Annotated in this window: 19 protein-coding genes and 5 tRNA genes; 15 read left to right on the forward strand and 9 right to left on the reverse strand. The window is 76.0% G+C overall.

The genetic code is table 11. The features are described 5' to 3' along the window. Nucleotides 1-4: 4 nt before the first annotated feature. A complete protein-coding gene (locus tag D5H75_RS05740) occupies nucleotides 5-718 on the reverse strand; it encodes an ArsR/SmtB family transcription factor (RefSeq protein WP_119925320.1) in 714 nt (237 codons plus the stop codon). Nucleotides 719-760: 42 nt separating this feature from the next. On the opposite strand from D5H75_RS05740, the gene D5H75_RS05745 reads away from it, so the two are divergent. From D5H75_RS05745 to D5H75_RS05765, 5 genes are all read left to right on the forward strand, one after another. After that, nucleotides 761-1,321, forward strand: coding sequence for a hypothetical protein (locus tag D5H75_RS05745; protein WP_202637869.1), 561 nt, complete (start codon nucleotides 761-763; stop codon nucleotides 1,319-1,321). A 77-nt stretch (nucleotides 1,322-1,398) separates the two neighbouring features. After that, nucleotides 1,399-1,471 (forward strand) — tRNA-Gly (locus D5H75_RS05750). A 25-nt stretch (nucleotides 1,472-1,496) separates the two neighbouring features. Continuing rightward, a tRNA-Cys gene (locus D5H75_RS05755) sits at nucleotides 1,497-1,567 on the forward strand. 13 nt (nucleotides 1,568-1,580) lie between these two features. Next, nucleotides 1,581-1,652: transfer RNA gene (locus tag D5H75_RS05760), tRNA-Val, on the forward strand. 321 nt (nucleotides 1,653-1,973) lie between these two features. Continuing rightward, complete coding sequence (locus D5H75_RS05765; RefSeq protein ID WP_119925321.1) at nucleotides 1,974-2,237, forward strand: hypothetical protein; 264 nt, start codon at nucleotides 1,974-1,976, stop codon at nucleotides 2,235-2,237. A gap of 154 nt (nucleotides 2,238-2,391) precedes the next feature. Here the strand turns inward: D5H75_RS05765 and yidC are convergent, their stop codons facing one another. From yidC to paaI, 5 genes are all read right to left on the reverse strand, one after another. Next, the gene (gene yidC, locus D5H75_RS05770) at nucleotides 2,392-3,132 is read right to left on the reverse strand and encodes a membrane protein insertase YidC (protein ID WP_119925895.1); all 741 of its coding nucleotides are present in this window, start codon (nucleotides 3,130-3,132) and stop codon (nucleotides 2,392-2,394) included. Nucleotides 3,133-3,235: 103 nt separating this feature from the next. Continuing rightward, nucleotides 3,236-3,475 (reverse strand): hypothetical protein, encoded by a 240-nt coding sequence (locus tag D5H75_RS05775; RefSeq protein WP_119925322.1) that lies wholly within the window; start codon nucleotides 3,473-3,475, stop codon nucleotides 3,236-3,238. Nucleotides 3,476-3,484: 9 nt separating this feature from the next. After that, nucleotides 3,485-4,147: a TetR/AcrR family transcriptional regulator gene (locus D5H75_RS05780; RefSeq protein ID WP_119925323.1), complete on the reverse strand. Its 663-nt coding sequence runs from the start codon at nucleotides 4,145-4,147 to the stop codon at nucleotides 3,485-3,487. 35 nt (nucleotides 4,148-4,182) lie between these two features. Further along, nucleotides 4,183-5,490: an AMP-binding protein gene (locus tag D5H75_RS05785; protein WP_119925324.1), complete on the reverse strand. Its 1,308-nt coding sequence runs from the start codon at nucleotides 5,488-5,490 to the stop codon at nucleotides 4,183-4,185. Further along, nucleotides 5,487-5,903, reverse strand: coding sequence for a hydroxyphenylacetyl-CoA thioesterase PaaI (gene paaI, locus D5H75_RS05790; RefSeq protein WP_119925896.1), 417 nt, complete (start codon nucleotides 5,901-5,903; stop codon nucleotides 5,487-5,489). The genes D5H75_RS05785 and paaI overlap by 4 nt, the downstream gene beginning before the upstream one ends. Before the next feature lie 101 nt (nucleotides 5,904-6,004). On the opposite strand from paaI, the gene paaN reads away from it, so the two are divergent. The 8 genes from paaN to paaE all read left to right on the forward strand — a co-directional run bounded on the left by paaN (nucleotide 6,005) and on the right by paaE (nucleotide 13,481). Beyond that, complete coding sequence (gene paaN, locus D5H75_RS05795; protein WP_119925325.1) at nucleotides 6,005-7,720, forward strand: phenylacetic acid degradation protein PaaN; 1,716 nt, start codon at nucleotides 6,005-6,007, stop codon at nucleotides 7,718-7,720. Nucleotides 7,721-7,801: 81 nt separating this feature from the next. After that, nucleotides 7,802-8,545, forward strand: coding sequence for an enoyl-CoA hydratase/isomerase family protein (locus tag D5H75_RS05800; protein WP_119925326.1), 744 nt, complete (start codon nucleotides 7,802-7,804; stop codon nucleotides 8,543-8,545). Beyond that, entirely contained in the window at nucleotides 8,542-9,396 is an 855-nt protein-coding gene (locus D5H75_RS05805) for a 3-hydroxyacyl-CoA dehydrogenase family protein (protein ID WP_119925327.1), read from the forward strand. The genes D5H75_RS05800 and D5H75_RS05805 overlap by 4 nt, the downstream gene beginning before the upstream one ends. 261 nt (nucleotides 9,397-9,657) lie before the next feature. Further along, on the forward strand, nucleotides 9,658-10,599 hold the full coding sequence (gene paaA / locus D5H75_RS05810) for a 1,2-phenylacetyl-CoA epoxidase subunit PaaA (RefSeq protein WP_119925328.1): 942 nt from the start codon (nucleotides 9,658-9,660) through the stop codon (nucleotides 10,597-10,599). After that, on the forward strand, nucleotides 10,596-10,880 hold the full coding sequence (gene paaB / locus D5H75_RS05815; RefSeq protein ID WP_119925329.1) for a 1,2-phenylacetyl-CoA epoxidase subunit PaaB: 285 nt from the start codon (nucleotides 10,596-10,598) through the stop codon (nucleotides 10,878-10,880). The genes paaA and paaB overlap by 4 nt, the downstream gene beginning before the upstream one ends. Nucleotides 10,881-10,900: 20 nt before the next feature. Next, nucleotides 10,901-11,737 (forward strand): 1,2-phenylacetyl-CoA epoxidase subunit PaaC, encoded by an 837-nt coding sequence (gene paaC / locus D5H75_RS05820; protein WP_119925330.1) that lies wholly within the window; start codon nucleotides 10,901-10,903, stop codon nucleotides 11,735-11,737. Nucleotides 11,738-11,880: 143 nt separating this feature from the next. Next, the gene (gene paaD, locus D5H75_RS05825; protein WP_242454086.1) at nucleotides 11,881-12,354 is read left to right on the forward strand and encodes a 1,2-phenylacetyl-CoA epoxidase subunit PaaD; all 474 of its coding nucleotides are present in this window, start codon (nucleotides 11,881-11,883) and stop codon (nucleotides 12,352-12,354) included. Nucleotides 12,355-12,380: 26 nt separating this feature from the next. Continuing rightward, nucleotides 12,381-13,481, forward strand: coding sequence for a 1,2-phenylacetyl-CoA epoxidase subunit PaaE (gene paaE, locus D5H75_RS05830; RefSeq protein ID WP_119925331.1), 1,101 nt, complete (start codon nucleotides 12,381-12,383; stop codon nucleotides 13,479-13,481). A 22-nt stretch (nucleotides 13,482-13,503) separates the two neighbouring features. On the opposite strand, the gene D5H75_RS05835 is transcribed toward paaE, so the two are convergent. Both D5H75_RS05835 and D5H75_RS05840 read right to left on the reverse strand, forming a co-directional pair. Beyond that, nucleotides 13,504-13,577: transfer RNA gene (locus D5H75_RS05835), tRNA-Leu, on the reverse strand. A 10-nt stretch (nucleotides 13,578-13,587) separates the two neighbouring features. Beyond that, a tRNA-Leu gene (locus tag D5H75_RS05840) sits at nucleotides 13,588-13,661 on the reverse strand. Nucleotides 13,662-14,291: 630 nt separating this feature from the next. Here D5H75_RS05840 and D5H75_RS05845 point away from each other — a divergent pair. Together D5H75_RS05845 and D5H75_RS05850 are read left to right on the forward strand one after the other, a co-directional pair. Continuing rightward, a complete protein-coding gene (locus D5H75_RS05845; protein WP_242454010.1) occupies nucleotides 14,292-14,819 on the forward strand; it encodes a GNAT family N-acetyltransferase in 528 nt (175 codons plus the stop codon). Between the two features lie 15 nt (nucleotides 14,820-14,834). Beyond that, the gene (locus D5H75_RS05850) at nucleotides 14,835-15,056 is read left to right on the forward strand and encodes a DUF2277 domain-containing protein (protein ID WP_119925332.1); all 222 of its coding nucleotides are present in this window, start codon (nucleotides 14,835-14,837) and stop codon (nucleotides 15,054-15,056) included. A gap of 23 nt (nucleotides 15,057-15,079) precedes the next feature. On the opposite strand, the gene D5H75_RS05855 is transcribed toward D5H75_RS05850, so the two are convergent. Next, nucleotides 15,080-15,703: a YigZ family protein gene (locus tag D5H75_RS05855; protein WP_119925333.1), complete on the reverse strand. Its 624-nt coding sequence runs from the start codon at nucleotides 15,701-15,703 to the stop codon at nucleotides 15,080-15,082. Nucleotides 15,704-15,780 lie beyond the last annotated feature (77 nt).

Below are 15,780 nucleotides of genomic sequence, written 5' to 3' on the forward strand. Positions count from 1 at the left end.
GCGTCTATTCTCGGGCCATCCGCCCGGTGAAGTGCTCCTCCAGGCCCCTGCGCCCCTCGGGCGTGACGCGGAGGGCGCGCGGCTCGCGCGTGCGCTCGAACCAGCCGCGCTCGATCAGCGCGGCCGTCACCGCCGCGCCGAGCGCGCCGCCCAGGTGCGGGGTGCGCTCGGTCCAGTCGAGGCAGGGCGGCGCGAACCGGCGGCGCGCGCGCCGGGCCGCGGGCACGTCCACGCCCAGCGCCTCCAGGGTCTCCTCCCCCGCCGGGGTCAGCTCGTAGGCGTCCGCCCGCTCGTCCAGGTGGTCCCCGTCCAGGAGCGCGCCGAGCAGCCGCACCCCGGCCCGCCCGGCCAGGTGGTCGTAGCAGGTCCGCGCCTCCTCCAGCCGCCGCGCCTGCCGGGACTGCGTCAGGCCGCGCACGGCGGGGCGCGGGCTGATCCGGGCGAGCACCTCCAGCACCTCGGCGATGTCCGGCCCGGACAGCCGGTAGTACCGGTGGCGGCCCTGCCGGACGACGGTCACCAGGCCGCCGTCGAGCAGCCGGGACAGGTGCGCGCTGGCGGTCGCGGCCGAGACCCCGGCGAGCCTGGCCAGTTCCCCGGCGGCGAGCGCCCGCCCGTCCAGGAGCGCGGTCAGCATGGCGGCCCGGGTCGGGTCGGCGATCAGCGCGGCCACCGGGGCGATCTCGGCGTCGTTCGCGACGTGCTGCGGTGCGGGCATGTTTCGACGGTAGCCCAAACATCCTTCGGCCAGCATCGAAGCGTGAACGGAACGCCTGCTCAGCCCCCTGCTCAGCCCCCTGCTCAGCCCCCTGCTCAGCCCGCCGCCCCGGTCCCGGCCTGCGCCCCGGACCCCGCCGCCCGGGACCGGGCCGCCGGCCGCAACCCGGGCCTGCTCGTCGCCGCCGCCGTCGGCGAGTGCCTGTCGATCGCCGCCACCTGGCTCGCCTGGGACGGCCGGCCCGTCGTGACCGGCAGCGGGAACCTGTGGACCCCCGCGAAGGCCGCGCGCCGGATCCAGGACCACCTCATCGACCATCTGGCGGAGGCCGAGGCGCTGCTCGCGGGGGAGCCGACGATCCCCGACGAGTGGCACGGGCGCGCGGTCACCCTGGACGCGGACTGGGCGCGCTTCACCGAGCTCGACCTCGCCCGGGCGCGTTCCCGCTGGTCGCGCCTCGGACAGGCGTACGTCTGGCGCTACGCGGCGGCCGGGCCGGAGGCGTGGGACGCGCCGCGCGACCCCAACTGGACGCTGCGTGAGATCGCCGCTCACGTCGCCGGGATCACCTGGTACGCCGAGCAGGTCGGCAGGCTCGCCTGAGTTCCGGTTTTGGGCATCCCCCGGTATCCGCTAGAGTTCTTTACGCGACGCCGGAGCGGGAACGCCCCGGAGGTCACGCGGACGTGGCTCAGCTGGTAGAGCATCACCTTGCCAAGGTGAGGGTCGCGGGTTCGAATCCCGTCGTCCGCTCGGAGAGGTCTTGCGAGGCCTTCCTGGTGGAGTGGCCGAGAGGCGAGGCAACGGCCTGCAAAGCCGTGTACACGGGTTCAAATCCCGTCTCCACCTCGGAAACAAGCCCGGGCGATTAGCTCAGTGGGAGAGCGCTACCTTGACACGGTAGAGGTCACTGGTTCAATCCCAGTATCGCCCACGTGACGGGCCCCTGGAGTGACGATCGACGGTCGTCGCCCCAGGGGCCCGCTGTGTTTCCCGGCCCGCGATCCCCCGGCCCCCCTTCCCGGCCCGCGATCCCCCGGCCCCCCTTCCCGGCCCGCGTTCCCCGGCCCGCCTTTCCCGCTCGTGTTCCCAGGGGCGTCGCGCGGTGGTCACGCCCGCTTCCACTCCTCGTGCCGACCCACGCCCCCGATGCCCTTTTTGTGGTTTTCGGAGTGGAATTCGCCCTCCTGCGCCGTGAAGGATCTCCCAGGTACGTGATCTACGTCTGGCAACCCCACGACAGGAAGGATCACCGATGAGGAGACTGATCACGGGGGCGCTCGCCGCCGCCGCGACCGGGGCGGCACTGTTCACGGCCTCGGCCCCCGCCCTCGCCGCCACGGCCCCCGCCTCCGCCGCCGGGACCGTCGCGGGCGCCGCCGCCCCGTGGCGCCTGTACGCCGTCTACTCCACCGAGGCCGAGTGCGGCCGCATCGGCCACTACCTGGTCAACAGCGACCGCTACGACAACTACGAGTGCAGCCGCACCCTGCGCGGCTGGGAACTCTGGGTCCAGTGACCCCCTTGGCCCGCCCCCGCGGGAGGGCGGGCCGCGAGAGCGCGGCCTGAGGCCGTACGCGGGGCCGGAGAGGCCGCGCCGCCGTGCGCGGGCGGCCTCCCCGGCCCCGTCTCACCCGTCAGGCCCCGTCACCCCGTCAGGCCCCGTCACCCCGTCACGCCGCGGCGGCGAGGCGCGACCGCAGCACGGCCCGCTCGGCGGTCGTCCAGGCGGTGTTCAGCAGCAGGTAGAACGCCGCGGCCAGCGGCACGACGGCCGCGACCAGGAGCATGCCGTACGGCAGCAGCGGGGCCAGGCGGGCGGCGTACGCCTGCGGGGACCCCTCGGGCGCGGGGGCCGGGACGGCCGCGTGGGCGCGGGCCTGGCGGGAGCTCCACCAGGCCACCGCCGCGAGCAGGGCGAACAGGGCGGCGAACACCAGGATCGGGCCCGCGGACCCGGCGGCGACGACGGTGGTCACGTGCTGGCCCAGTGGGACGCCGAGGAACTGGTGGGCGAGCAGAGCGTTGGGGTGGCCGCCGATCACCGGGGCGATGAACAGCCGGTAGACGACCATGAACACGGGCGCCTGGACCAGGGCGGGCAGGCAGCCCGCGAACGGGGTGGCGTTCTCCTTCGCGTACAGCGCGGCCAGTTCGCGCCGCAGGCGGTCCTGGTCGGCGCGATGGCGGCGGCGGAGCCGTTCCGTCTCGGGCATGAGGCGGCGGCGCGCGGCCTCGCCCCGGGCCTGGGCGAAGCCGAGCGGCAGCAGGAGCAGCCGCAGGGCCGCGACGAACAGCACGATCGCGAGGGCCGCGGCGTGCTCCCCCGCGACGGGCGCGACGGCGCCGGTGAGCGCGGCGACGAGGTCGTGGACGAGGGTGACGGGCGCGTCGAGCAGGGCGGGGCCGGGCATGGCGAACACGAGGTACGGGCCTTCCGTGCGTCGGGGACGGCCCGGGCGCGTGCCGGGCCGGGTGACAGGACGGAGGCGGCCGCCGTACGGCCGGAAGGCGGCGTCAGGCGGCCGCGCGGCCCGCTCCCGGGGCACGGGGACGGGGGCGTCCCGGGGCGCCGGGGCGGCGCAGCCGCACGGAGACGGGCAGGTCGGCGTGGCCGGGGAGGGCGATGGGGCCGGGGGCGGGGGGCGCGGGGCGCACCAGCCCGGCGGCGCGGGCCCAGAACGCGAGCGCGACGGCCGCCACCAGGGCGAGGGCGAGCAGCGGCCCCGGCCCGGCGAGCAACTCCAGCGGCGTCACGCCCCGATCCTATGTCCCGGTCCGCCGGGGGCCGCGCAGCCCGTCGAAGAGGATGGCGGTCAGGGCGGCGGAGACGGCCGAGGCGGGCAGGGCGCCGCTGGGCCGGTACCACTCGGCCAGGGAGTTGACCGTGCCGAACAGGAGCCGGCTGATCAGGCCGGGGTCGATGTCGTCGCGGACGCCGCCCTCGGCCGCGGCCTCGGCCACCAGCGCGGCGACCCGGTGGTCGAAGTCGCGGCGGCGGTCCAGCGCGCGCTGCTCCACGTCGCTGTTGCCGCGCACGCGCAGGAGGAGCGTGACGTAGGGCAGTTCGGCGGCCAGGACGTCCACGCTCCGCCGTACGGTCCGCTCCAGGCGGGAGGTGGCGTCGCCGGGGCGGGCGCGCTCCTCGTCGAGCACGGCGAACAGGGCGTCCAGAGCGCGGTTGACGGCGAGTTCGAGGAGTTCGTCCTTGCCGGAGACGTGGTGGTAGATGGCGGACTTGCTGATGCCCAGCCGCCGGGCGAGCTCCTCCATGCCCGTGCCGTCGTAGCCGCGCTCGTTGAAGACCCCGACCGCGACCTCGAGCAGGGAGTCGCGGTCGTAGCCGGGCCTGCCGCGGCGGGCGCCGGGGCCCGGCGGGGACTTCGGCTCCGGCGCGCTCTTCGCCGGGGACGGGGACGCAGTGCTCATGGGGGCATTGTGGCAAAGCTGCGCATCGGTCCGGTTCACCGCCCGCGCAGGTCGTGGACCCGGCGCAGCTTGCCCTCGGACCGTTCGAGCGTCCCGGGGTCCGCGACCGCCGCCTCGGCGGTCAGGCCGAGCCGTTCCCTGATCTCGCGGGCGAGCATCGCGGCGGCCTCGTCGCGGGCGATCAGGCCGGGGCGGGCCTCGGCGCGGACGGTGAGGTGGTCCAGGCGGCCGCGGCGGGTGAGCTCGATCCGGAAGTGCGGGGACAGGCCGGGGACGCGGAGCACGATCTCCTCGATCTGGCCGGGGAACAGGTTCACCCCGCGCACGATGATCATGTCGTCGCTCCGGCCGGTGATCCTCTCGATGCGGCGGAACGCCGGGCGCGCGGTGCCGGGGAGGAGGCGGGTCAGGTCGCGGGTGCGGTAGCGCACGACCGGCATGGCCTCCTTGGTGAGGGAGGTGAGGACCAGCTCGCCGCGCTCCCCCTCGGGCAGGACGGCGCCGGTGAGCGGGTCCACGATCTCGGGGTAGAAGTGATCCTCCCAGACGTGCGGGCCGTCCTTGGTCTCCGCGCACTCCTGCGCGACCCCGGGCCCGATCACCTCGGTCAGGCCGTAGACGTCCACGGCGTCCAGCCCGGCGCGCTCCTCGATCTCGCGCCGCATCTCCTCGGTCCACGGCTCCGCGCCGAAGATCCCGATGCGCGGCGAGGACTCGCGCGGGTCCTCGCCCTGCCGCTCGAACTCGTCGAGCAGGGCCAGCATGTACGACGGGGTCATCATGACGACCTCGGGCCGCAGGTCGCGGATGAGCTGAACCTGCCGGGCGGTCATGCCCCCGGAGACGGGGATGACCGTGCAGCCGAGCCGCTCGGCCCCGTAGTGCGCGCCGAGGCCGCCGGTGAACAGGCCGTACCCGTAGGCGACGTGGACCTTGTGCCCGGGCCGGACGCCGGCCGCGCGCAGGGAGCGGGCCATGACGTCCGCCCACGTGGACAGGTCGCGCTCGGTGTACCCGGCGATGATCGGCGTGCCGGTGGTGCCGCTGGAGGCGTGGATCCGGCGCACCCGCTCCGGGGGGACGGCCAGCATCCCGAAGGGGTGGGCCTCGCGCAGGTCGTCCTTGGTCGTGAAGGGGAACCTGGCCAGGTCCGCCAGGTCGCGCAGGTCGCCGGGGCGGACTCCAGCCGCGTCGAACGCGCGCCGGCAGCGCTCCACGTTGCCGTAGGCGTGGGCGAGGGTGGCGCGCAGGCGGCGGAGCTGGAGGTCGCGCAGCTCGCCGGGGGTCAGGCGCTCGCCCTCGTCGAGCGCGGCGGCCCCGCCGGCGGTCCCGGTGGCGGTCATGCGGGCCCCTCCCCCTCCTCTCGCAGGGTGCGGCTGCGGCCGCGGAACTCGGCCACGGTCTCGCCGCCGCGCGTGACGGTCACGTCGTACAGCCCGCCGCGGCCGCGCCGGGCGCGCTCGCGGGCGTGGGCCAGCAGCTCGTCCCCGGCGCGCACGGGGGCCAGGAAGTCGATGGCGGCCCCGGCGGCGACGGTGACGGGGCCGCGGCTGTTGCAGGCGCAGGCGAAGGCGGTGTCGGCGAAGAGGAAGACGTAGCCGCCGTGGGCGATGCCGTGCCCGTTGACCATGGCGGGGGTGACGGTCATGCGCAGCAGGGCCTGCCCGTCGGCGGCGTCGAGCAGTTCGATGCCCAGCGCGCGGGAGGCCTCGTCGGCGGCGAACATGCGATGGGCGGGTCCCGCGTCGGCGGCCATGAGCACCTCGCGATCCTTGTTAACCGACCGAACATTCGGTTAGCTTGACGCGGGACCCAGTAATCCAGCCCGCGGAACCTTCTGTCAAGGGGTGGCAGCTCATGTCCGAACGACCCGACTTCTTCGCCCGGCACCGCGACCTCCTGGAGAGGGCCATCGAGGCGACCCGCAGCCGCGACTACTGGTCGCCGTACCCCGAGTCGCCCAGCACCTCGGTGTACGGCGAGGCCGCGCCCGCCCAGGGCGAGCAGGCGTTCCGCGCGCACCTCGGCCGGCCGTTCGACCTGCCCGGGCACCCCGGCCAGGGCCGCACCCCCGCGACCGAGGTGTCTCCGTACGGCTTCGCGCTGGAGGTCACCTATCCCAGGGTGGAGCCGGACGAGGCGGTCGCGGCGGCGCGGAAGGGCGTGCCGGCCTGGCGCGACGCGGGACCGGACACCCGGGCCGGGGTCGCGGCCGAGATCCTCGCCCGGATCAACGCGGCCTCCTTCGAGATCGCGCAAGCGGTGCAGCACACGACCGGGCAGGCGTTCGTGATGGCGTTCCAGGCGGGCGGGCCGCACGCGCAGGACCGCGGCCTGGAGGCCGTGGCCTACGCCTGGGACGCGCAGCGGCGGCACCCGGAGTCGGCGCGCTGGAGCAAGCCGCAGCGCAAGGGCGGGCCGCTGGAGCTGGACAAGAGCTTCACCCCGGTCGGGCGCGGGGTCGCCCTGGTGATCGCCTGCAACACGTTCCCGACCTGGAACGGCTACCCGGGGATCTTCGCGAGCCTGGTGACCGGCAACCCGGTGATCGTCAAGCCGCACCCGCGCGCCGTGCTGCCGCTGGCGATCACCGTGCGGATCGCGCGCGAGGCGCTGGCCGAGGCCGGGTTCGACCCGGACCTGGTGATCCTCGCGGCCGAGGGCCCGGAGGACCGGACGGCGGCGGCGCTGGCGACGCACCCGGACGTGCGGATCATCGACTTCACCGGCTCGACGGAGTTCGGCGACTGGCTGGAGCGCAACGCGCCGCAGGCCGTGGTGCACACCGAGAAGGCCGGGCTGAACACGGTCGTGCTGGACTCGACCGCCGACTACAAGGGGCTGCTGGGGAACCTGGCGTTCTCGCTGGCCCTCTACAGCGGGCAGATGTGCACGACCCCGCAGAACCTCCTGATCCCGCGCGACGGCCTGACCACGGACCAGGGGGTGCGCTCGCCCGAGGAGTTCGCCTCGGACCTGGGCGCGGCGCTGGACCGGATGCTGGGCGATCCGGCGCGGGCGGCCGGCACGCTGGGGGCGATCGTGAACGACGGCGTGCGGGCGCGGATCGCCGAGGCGGCGGGGGCCGGCCGGACGATCCGCCCGTCGGCCCGGGTCGAGCACCCCGAGCACCCGGACGCGGACGTGCGGACGCCACTGGTCGCGCTGCTGGACGCGGCCGACCGGGAGGTCTACACCCGCGAGTGGTTCGGGCCGGTGTCATTCGTGATCGCGACGGACTCCACCGACGAGAGCCTGCGGATCTTCCGGGAGACCGTGCGCCGGCACGGGGCGCTCACGGCCGCGGTGCACTCCACGCGTGAGGAGGTGCTGCGGGCGGCGGAGGAGGCCGCGCTGGACGCGGGGGTGCACCTGTCGGAGAACCTCACGGGCGGCGTCTTCGTGAACCAGTCGGCGGCGTTCAGCGACTTCCACGGCAGCGCCGCCAACCCGGCCGCCAGCGCGACGCTGTCCGATCCGGCGTTCGTGACCGGCCGCTTCACGGTGATCCAGGCGCGCCGCCCGGTCCCCGCCCCGGACAAGGACGCGGACGCGGAGCCCGCCCGTGCCTGACCCCGCCCGGCCGTACGGCGCGGGCGCGCGGCGCCGCACCGCCGCGCGGGCGCCGTACGGCGTGAGCGGGCGGGGCGCGGCGTGAGCTTCCGGACGCTGCTGGTGGAGGAGCGCGCCGACCGGGTGGCGGTGACGCTGCACCGGCCGGAGGCGCGCAACGCGATCAGCGGCGAGATGGTCGAGGAACTGCACGCCGTCTGCGCCCTGCTGGAGCGGGAGCCGAGGTTCCTGCTGCTCATGGGGCACGGCGGGGCGTTCGCGGGCGGCGCGGACATCGGCGAGCTGCTGCGGCGCGGCCGGGAGGAGGCGCTGCGGGGGATCAACAGCCGGCTGTTCGAGCGGGTGCACCGGCTGCCGATGCCGACGGTGGCGGCGGTGGACGGCTGGGCGCTCGGCGGCGGCGCGGAGCTGGCGTACGCCTGCGACCTGCGGATCGCCTCGCCGTCGGCGGTGTTCGGCAACCCCGAGCCGGGGCTGGGGATCATCGCCGGGGCGGGGGCGTGCTGGCGGCTGGCCGAACTGGTCGGGGCGTCGGTCGCCAAGCAGGTGCTGCTGGCCGGGCGCACCCTCGACGCCGCCGCGGCGCTCGCGGCCGGGCTGGTCCTGGACGTGGTCCCGGCGGAGTCGCTGGAGGCCGAGGCGCACGCGCTGATCGACCGCATGGCCCGCTCGTCGGCGGCGGCGCTGCGGCTGACCAAGCTCGTCGTGGACTCCCCCGGCGGGCATCCGGTGGCCGACGACCTGGCGCAGGCGGTGCTGTTCGAGGGGCCGGACAAGCGGGACCGGATGAGCCGGTTCCTGGAGAAGAGGAGGGCCGGGCCGTGACCGGGGTGCCCGATCAGGTCGGCGTGATCGGCGGGGGGCGCATGGGCTCCGGCATCGCGCAGAGCTTCGCCGCCGCCGGGTCGCGCGTGGTGGTCGTGGAGGCGGACGAGGAGCGGGCCGCGGGCGTGCGCGCCCGGGTCGGGGACGGGCTGCGCAAGGCCGCCGAGCGGAACGCGGCGGCCGAGCCGGCCGAGCGCGTCCTGGCGCGGCTCGTCACGACCTCGCGGGTGGAGGACCTGCCGCCGGGGGCCGCGCTGGTCGTGGAGGCGGTCCCCGAGGACGCCGCGCTCAAGGCGCGGGTGCTCGCCGCCGCCGAGCGCGCCGTGGGCGAGGACGCCGTGCTCGCCACCAACACCAGCTCGCTGCCGGTCACCGAGCTGGCGGCGGCGCTGGCCCGGCCCGGCCGGTTCCTCGGCATGCACTTCTTCAACCCGGTGCCGGCCTCGGAGCTGGTGGAGCTGGTCGTCCACCCGGGCACGTCCCGCGAGACCCTGGACGCCGCCCTCGGCTGGACCCACGCCCTGGGCAAGAAGGACGTGGTGGTCAAGGACTCCCCCGGCTTCGCCAGCAGCCGCCTGGGGCTCGCCCTGGGGCTGGAGGCGATCCGCATGGTGGAGGAGGGTGTGGCGGAGCCCGCCGCGATCGACGACGCGATGCGCCTGGGCTACCGCCACCCGATGGGCCCGCTGCGCCTGACCGACCTGGTGGGCCTGGACGTCCGGCTGGCCATCGCCGAGCACCTGCACGCCACGCTGGGCGAGCGCTTCGCCCCGCCGCGCCTGCTGCGCGACATGGTGGCCCGGGGCGACCTGGGCCGCAAGACCGGGCGGGGCTTCTACACCTGGCCCTGACCCCGGCGCCCGCCCGCTCCCTCCCCGGTACGGCGGGGCGCGGCGGGCGGGACGCCGTAGGGGGCGCGGGTGAGGCCGCGGAGAGGGACGGGCGGGACGCCGTACCGGGCCCGCGAGATCACCCGGGGGACGGGCGGGACGCCGTACGGCATATCGGGCACTTGCGGGCGGGGCGCGGCATGGGTGAGACTAATTACCGAATGAACGGTCGGTAGGGAAAGCGGCGGGGAGCGAACGGGGACGGGCGGGAGACGGAGTGCCATGACCGAGCGGGAGTTGCTGGAGCGCTTCGAGGAGACGGTCGGCAAGGACCGGCGGATCGAGCCGCGCGACTGGATGCCGGAGGGGTACCGCGCCACGCTGATCCGGCAGATCGCGCAGCACGCGCACTCGGAGATCATCGGCATGCAGCCGGAGGGCGAGTGGATCACCCGGGCGCCCTCGCTGCGGCGCAAGGCGATCCTGTTCGCCAAGGTGCAGGACGAGGCGGGCCACGGGCTGTACCTCTACTCGGCGGCCGAGACCCTGGGGGCCGACCGCGACGACCTGACCGAGCGGCTGATCAGCGGCCGGCAGAAGTACTCCTCGATCTTCAACTACCCGACGCTGAGCTTCGCCGACGTGGGCGTGATCGGGTGGCTCGTGGACGGGGCGGCCATCTGCAACCAGGTGCCGCTGTGCCGCACCTCCTACGGGCCGTACGGCCGGGCGATGGTGCGGATCTGCAAGGAGGAGTCGTTCCACCAGCGGCAGGGGTACGAACTGCTGATGACCATGATGGGCGGCACCCCCGCGCAGCGCGAGATGGTGCAGGACGCCGTGAACCGGTGGTGGTGGCCGTCGCTGATGATGTTCGGCCCGCCGGACGCCGACTCGCCGAACACCGCGCGCTCGATGGCCTGGAAGATCAAGCGGCACACCAACGACGAGCTGCGGCAGCGCTTCGTGGACATGACCGTGCCGCAGGCCGAGCGGCTGGGGGTGACCCTCCCGGACCCCGGGCTGCGGTGGAACGCCGGGCGCGGGCACTACGACTTCGGCGAGCCCGACTGGGCCGAGCTCAAGCGGGTGATCTCGGGGGACGGGCCGTGCAACGCCGAGCGGATCGCGCGGCGGCGGGCCGCCCACGAGGAGGGGGCCTGGGTGCGCGAGGCCGCCGCGGCGTACGCCGCCAAGCGCGCGGCCGGGGGGAGGGCGGCGTGAAGGCCGAGTGGCCGCTGTTCGAGATCTTCGTGCGCGGGCGGCGCGGGCTCAACCACGTGCACGTGGGCTCGCTGCGCGCCCCCGACGAGCGCATGGCGCTGCTGCACGCCCGCGACCTGTACACCCGGCGCAACGAGGGCGTGAGCATCTGGGCGGTGCGGTCGGACGCGATCGCCGCGTCGTCCCCGGACGAGAAGGACCCCTTCTTCGCGCCGAGCGGCGACAAGGTGTACCGCCACCCGACGTTCTACGACATCCCCGGCGACGTCCCCCACATCTAGCCGGCGGAGGGGAGACCGGGATGGACGACGAGAACGCCTACCAGTCGCTGGCGGCGGCCGGCGGGGACGCGAGGTGGGCCTTCGGCACCGGGTTCGAGGACCCGCTGCACGGGGTGGACGACGCGTTCCCGGCCGGGCTGGACGAGGCGGCCCGGGCGGACCTGGCGACGCGGTGCGTGACGCTGGGCGACGACGCGCTGGTCTCGGCGCAGCGCCTGGCCGAGTGGTGCACGCGCGCGCCGGAGCTGGAGGTGGAGACGGCGCTGGCCAACATCGGCCTGGACCTGCTCGGGCAGGCGCGGCTGCTGTACTCCCGCGCCGGGCGGGCCGACGGGACCGGGCGCGGCGAGGACGACTTCGCCTACCTGCGCGGGCCGGAGGAGTTCCGCAACGTCCGCCTCGCCGAGCTGCCGAACGGCGACTTCGCCTTCAGCGTCGCGCGGCTGCTGGTCCTGTCGTCGTGGCGGCTGGGCGAGCTGGCCGGGCTGACCTCCTCCCCCGACCCGGTGCTGGCCGCCGTCGCCGCCAAGGCCGTGCCGGAGCTGGCGTACCACCGGGAGTACGCCGCCGGCTGGGCCGTACGCCTCGGGGACGGCACCGAGGAGTCGCGCGCCCGCATGGGGCGGGCCCTGGGCGAGGTCGCGCCCTGGCTGCCCGAGCTGTACGCCGCCGCGCCCGCCGGGCGGGAGCCGGTGGAGGAGGCGCTGGCGCTGGTCGCGTCCGAGACCGGCCTCGCCGTGCCGGGCGCCGCCCCGGTCCCGGGGTCCGGCCGCGACGGCGACCACACCGGGCATCTGGCCCCGCTCCTCGCCGAGCTCCAGAGCGTGGCGCGCGCCCACCCGGGAGCGGTCTGGTGAGCGGGGCGGACGGGACGGCGGGCCGCACGGCCGCGGACGGGACGGCCGGGCGAACGCGCGCCGCGGAGGAGACGGCGGGCCTGGCGGGTGCGGCGGGCGCGGCCGGCGACGCCGCGGAGCGGGCCGCCGAGCGGGCGCGGGAGGTGGTCTCGCGCGTGGTGGACCCGGAGCTGCCGATGCTCACGCTGGCCGACCTCGGGGTGGTGCGGGGCGTCGAGGCGGACGCGGCCGGGGCGGTGACGGTGAGCCTCACGCCGACGTACTCCGGGTGCCCGGCCCTGGCCGAGATGCGGGCGACCGTGGACGCGCGGCTGCGCGAGGCGGGGTTCGCGGACGTGCGGGTGCGGACGGTGCTGGACCCGCCCTGGACGACGGACTGGATCACCCCGGCGGGCCGCCGCGCGCTGGCCGAGCACGGGATCGCCCCGCCGGGGCCGCGTCCCCCGGGCCGGGGCCCGGTGCCGCTGACCCTGGGACCGGTACGGCGGGCCGTGCCCTGTCCCCGGTGCGGGTCGCGGGCCACGGAGGAGGTGGCGCGGTTCTCCGGGACCGCCTGCCGGGCGCTGCGGCGGTGCGCGGAGTGCCGGGAGCCGTTCGAGCACCTCAAGGAGATCTGATGCGCGGCGGAGGGGACGGGGGTCCGATGGAGGCTGACGGGGCCGCGGTTCCGCGGGCGCGGCGCACCCGGCCCCGCTTCCACCCGCTGCGGGTGGCGGGGGTGGAGCGGCTGTGCGAGGACGCGGTGGCCGTCACCTTCGACGTGCCCGCCGAGCTCGCCCCGGCGTACTCCTTCGCGCCCGGCCAGACGCTCACGCTGCGCCGGGAGCTGGACGGGCGGGACGAGCGCCGCTCCTACTCGATCTGCGCGCCCGCCGGGGCCGCGCCGCGCATCGGCGTGCGCGAGGTGCCGGGCGGGCTGTTCTCGTCGTGGCTGGTCCGGCAGGTGCGCCCGGGCGACGAGGTGGAGGTGATGACGCCGGCCGGGTCGTTCACGCCGGAGCTGGGGACGCCGGAGCACCACGTGCTGGTCGCGGCCGGGTCCGGGGTCACGCCGATGATCTCCATCGCCGCGTCGGTCCTCGCCGCGCACGAGGCGGCGCGGGTGACGCTGTTCTACGGCAACCGCCGCACGGACACGGTCATGTTCGCCGACGAGCTGGCGGACCTGAAGGACCGGCACCCGGGGCGGTTCCAGCTCGCGCACGTGCTCTCGCGCGAGCCCCGCGACGCGGCGGTGCTGTCGGGGCGGCTGGACGGGGAGCGGTTCGCGCTGCTGGCGGGGGCCCTGCTCGACGTGGGCGGCGTGGATCACTGGTGGCTGTGCGGCCCGGAGGGCATGGTGCGCGGCGTCCGGGAGGTCCTGGACGGGCTGGGCGTCCCGCCGGAGCGGATCCACCGCGAGCTCTTCCACGCCGGCGAGGAGCCCCCCGCGCCGGTGCGCGGGCCCGAGCCGGGCGCGGAGGGCGCGTCCGCGCGGGCGACCGTCGTGCTGGACGGCCGCGCCACCGTCTGCGCCCTGCCGTACGACCGGAGCGTCCTGGAGGGGGCACAGGCCAGCCGTCCCGACCTGCCGTTCGCGTGCAAGGGCGGCGTGTGCGGCACCTGCCGGGCCCGCGTGACCTCCGGCGCCGTGGACCTGCGCCGCAACTTCGCCCTGGAGCAGCCGGAACTCGCCGCCGGCTACGTCCTCACCTGCCAGTCCTATCCCACCACCCCGGAACTCACCCTGGACTACGACGCCTGAGGGGCCTGCATGCCGGTCGCCGTGCCGCCCCCGGGATTCGAACCCGGATCCTCCGCGTCCTGAACGCGGCGCCTCTGCCTGTTGGGCCAGGGCGGCTCTGTGGTCGTGCGCCCGGCGGGATTCGAACCCGCAGCCTCCGGCTCCTCAAGCCGGCGCCTCTGCCGGTTGGGCCACGGACGCGCGGACGTCCGGCGAGGGCGGGCCGGGACGTGCCGGTATGGGGGTATTGCCGTGGGCCGGGGCGGCGTCGTCCCGTCCCACGGCGCGGTGAGCCCGGACGGCCGCGCGGGGGACGCCACCCCCGTCCGCGCAGCCACGGACTCGCGATCCGGTCGCCCTCTCCCCCGAGCGGCCTCCCGCGGGAGAGCCCGCGAGGCCTTCGCGAGAGCTCCTGCCGGTCCAACGAAAAGACCGCCCGGCGGGTTTCACCCGGGGCGGCCTCCGCGAACGGGCGGCCGCTATCCGGCGGGACCGAGCAGCGCCAGGCCGCCCGGGAGCGCCGCCCCCAGAATGCTCGCCTCGCACGTGCCCATGGTGTCCCTCCGATTCGCCGGTACGCCTCACACGCTAACCGCGCATGATCGGCGGGCGCCACCCATTTATCGGCCGCCCCTCCCGGGCCCGGGCTCGCCCGCCGACCCGCCTGGACGCGTCCCGGCCCCGCCCGCCGCGCCGCCGGCCGTCCGGCCCGTCCGCGTCGTGGTCGCGCCGCACCGCCATCCCCGGCCTGGCCCGCCCGCGCGGCGCTGCGCAGGGGCGGCTATCGTGTCGGTCCCGGGCCCCGGGGGCCCGGCTGAGGAACGGGGTGACGTGGGCGCGTTCGACGAGACGGTGATCACGACGGAGAGGCTGCTGCTGACGCCGCTCCGCGAGGAGGACGCCGCCGAGATGACGGCGGTGCTGGGCGCTGAGGAGCTGCACGAGTTCATCGGCGGCCGCCCGGCCACCGAGGAGGAACTGGTGTGGCGATACCGGCGGCTGGCGGCCGGATCGCCGGACCCGGACGTGCTGTGGCGCAACTGGATCGTGCGGCTGCGCGGGGACTCCCGCCCGGTGGGCACCGTCCAGGCGACCATCCACCGGCGCGGCGAGGGCTGGACCGCCGAGGCCGCCTGGGTGATCGGGCTCCCGCACCAGGGCCGGGGATACGCAGGAGAGGCCGCCACCGCCCTGGTCCGCTGGCTGTACGGCGAGGGCGCGGCCGAGGTCTCGGCGAACGTCCACCCGGGGAACACCGCCTCGGAGAGGGTGGCCGCGCGGGCGGGCCTCACCCTCACCGGGGAGGAGGTCGACGGGGAGCGCGTCTGGCGGGGCCGGCCGATTCCGTCGGTGGGGTGACGTAACGTCGGGGGCATGTGCCGCAGCATCAAGACCCTGCGTGAGCCGTACGCCACCGACGTCACCGACGACGACGTGCACGCGGCCGCGCTGCAGTACGTCCGCAAGATCTCGGGCTTCCGCGCCCCCGCCGCCCACAACGCCGAGGTGTTCGACCGGGCGGTCCGGGAGGTCGCCGAGGCCACCCGCCACCTGCTCGACCATCTCCAGGTGGGCGCCCCGCGCCGCACCGGCTGACCCGGCCGGCCCGGCCGGCCCGGTCACTCCACGGGCACCTCGACGTGGCCCGCCGCGCCGCGCCGGATCTCCGCGTGCCCCGCGGTGACCTCGGCCGCCCACGTCTCGAACCCGGCCAGGTCCGCCTCGGGCACGCGCACGTCGGTCTCGACCGCCCGGCCGTACCTCACCTCGCCCGGGACGTACGGCGAGGCGTGCAGGTCGTTGTGGAACCGGCCGGCCCGCGCGTGCTCCAGCGTCACGGTGACCGTCACGACGCGCCGCCGCTCGGCCACCCCGACCCGGTCGATCGCCGCCGACACGGCCTGGCCGTACGCCCGGACCAGGCCGCCCGCGCCGAGCTTGACGCCCCCGAAGTAGCGCGTGACCACGGCCGCCGTCCCGGTCAGCCCGCGCCGGGTGAGCACCTCCAGCATGGGGATCCCCGCCGTCCCCGCGGGCTCCCCGTCGTCGTTGCTCTTGGTGATCTCCCCGAACTCCCCCACGACGTACGCGGTGCAGTTGTGCGTGGCGTCCCGGTGCGCCCGCCGGTGCGCGGCGAGGAACTCCACCGCCTCCGCCTCGTCCCCGACCCGGGCGAGCGTGCAGACGAACCGGGACTTCCTGATCTCCAGCTCGGCGGAGCCGCCGCCCCTGATCACCCGCACCCCGCGCCCCTTCCCCGTTCCACGGCCCCCCAAGGTATCCCGGCCCTCGCCGCCCCGCGCGCCGGGGCTCGGCCGAT

Origin of the sequence: Bailinhaonella thermotolerans (genome assembly GCF_003594875.1) — a bacterium.
Lineage (GTDB): Bacteria > Actinomycetota > Actinomycetes > Streptosporangiales > Streptosporangiaceae > Bailinhaonella > Bailinhaonella thermotolerans.

Excerpts from the sequence above, each read along its gene's own strand:
- paaC (WP_119925330.1), top strand. The coding sequence starts at position 10,901 with ATGGACGACGAGAACGCCTACCAGTCGCTGGCGGCGGCCGGCGGGGAC.
- paaN (WP_119925325.1), top strand. The coding sequence starts at position 6,005 with ATGTCCGAACGACCCGACTTCTTCGCCCGGCACCGCGACCTCCTGGAG.
- D5H75_RS05740 (WP_119925320.1), bottom strand. The coding sequence starts at position 718 with ATGCCCGCACCGCAGCACGTCGCGAACGACGCCGAGATCGCCCCGGTG.
- paaA (WP_119925328.1), top strand. The coding sequence starts at position 9,658 with ATGACCGAGCGGGAGTTGCTGGAGCGCTTCGAGGAGACGGTCGGCAAG.
- paaI (WP_119925896.1), bottom strand. The coding sequence starts at position 5,903 with ATGGCCGCCGACGCGGGACCCGCCCATCGCATGTTCGCCGCCGACGAG.
- D5H75_RS05850 (WP_119925332.1), top strand. The coding sequence starts at position 14,835 with ATGTGCCGCAGCATCAAGACCCTGCGTGAGCCGTACGCCACCGACGTC.
- yidC (WP_119925895.1), bottom strand. The coding sequence starts at position 3,132 with ATGCCCGGCCCCGCCCTGCTCGACGCGCCCGTCACCCTCGTCCACGAC.
- paaE (WP_119925331.1), top strand. The coding sequence starts at position 12,381 with ATGGAGGCTGACGGGGCCGCGGTTCCGCGGGCGCGGCGCACCCGGCCC.
- D5H75_RS05785 (WP_119925324.1), bottom strand. The coding sequence starts at position 5,490 with ATGACCGCCACCGGGACCGCCGGCGGGGCCGCCGCGCTCGACGAGGGC.
- D5H75_RS05780 (WP_119925323.1), bottom strand. The coding sequence starts at position 4,147 with ATGAGCACTGCGTCCCCGTCCCCGGCGAAGAGCGCGCCGGAGCCGAAG.
- D5H75_RS05765 (WP_119925321.1), top strand. The coding sequence starts at position 1,974 with ATGAGGAGACTGATCACGGGGGCGCTCGCCGCCGCCGCGACCGGGGCG.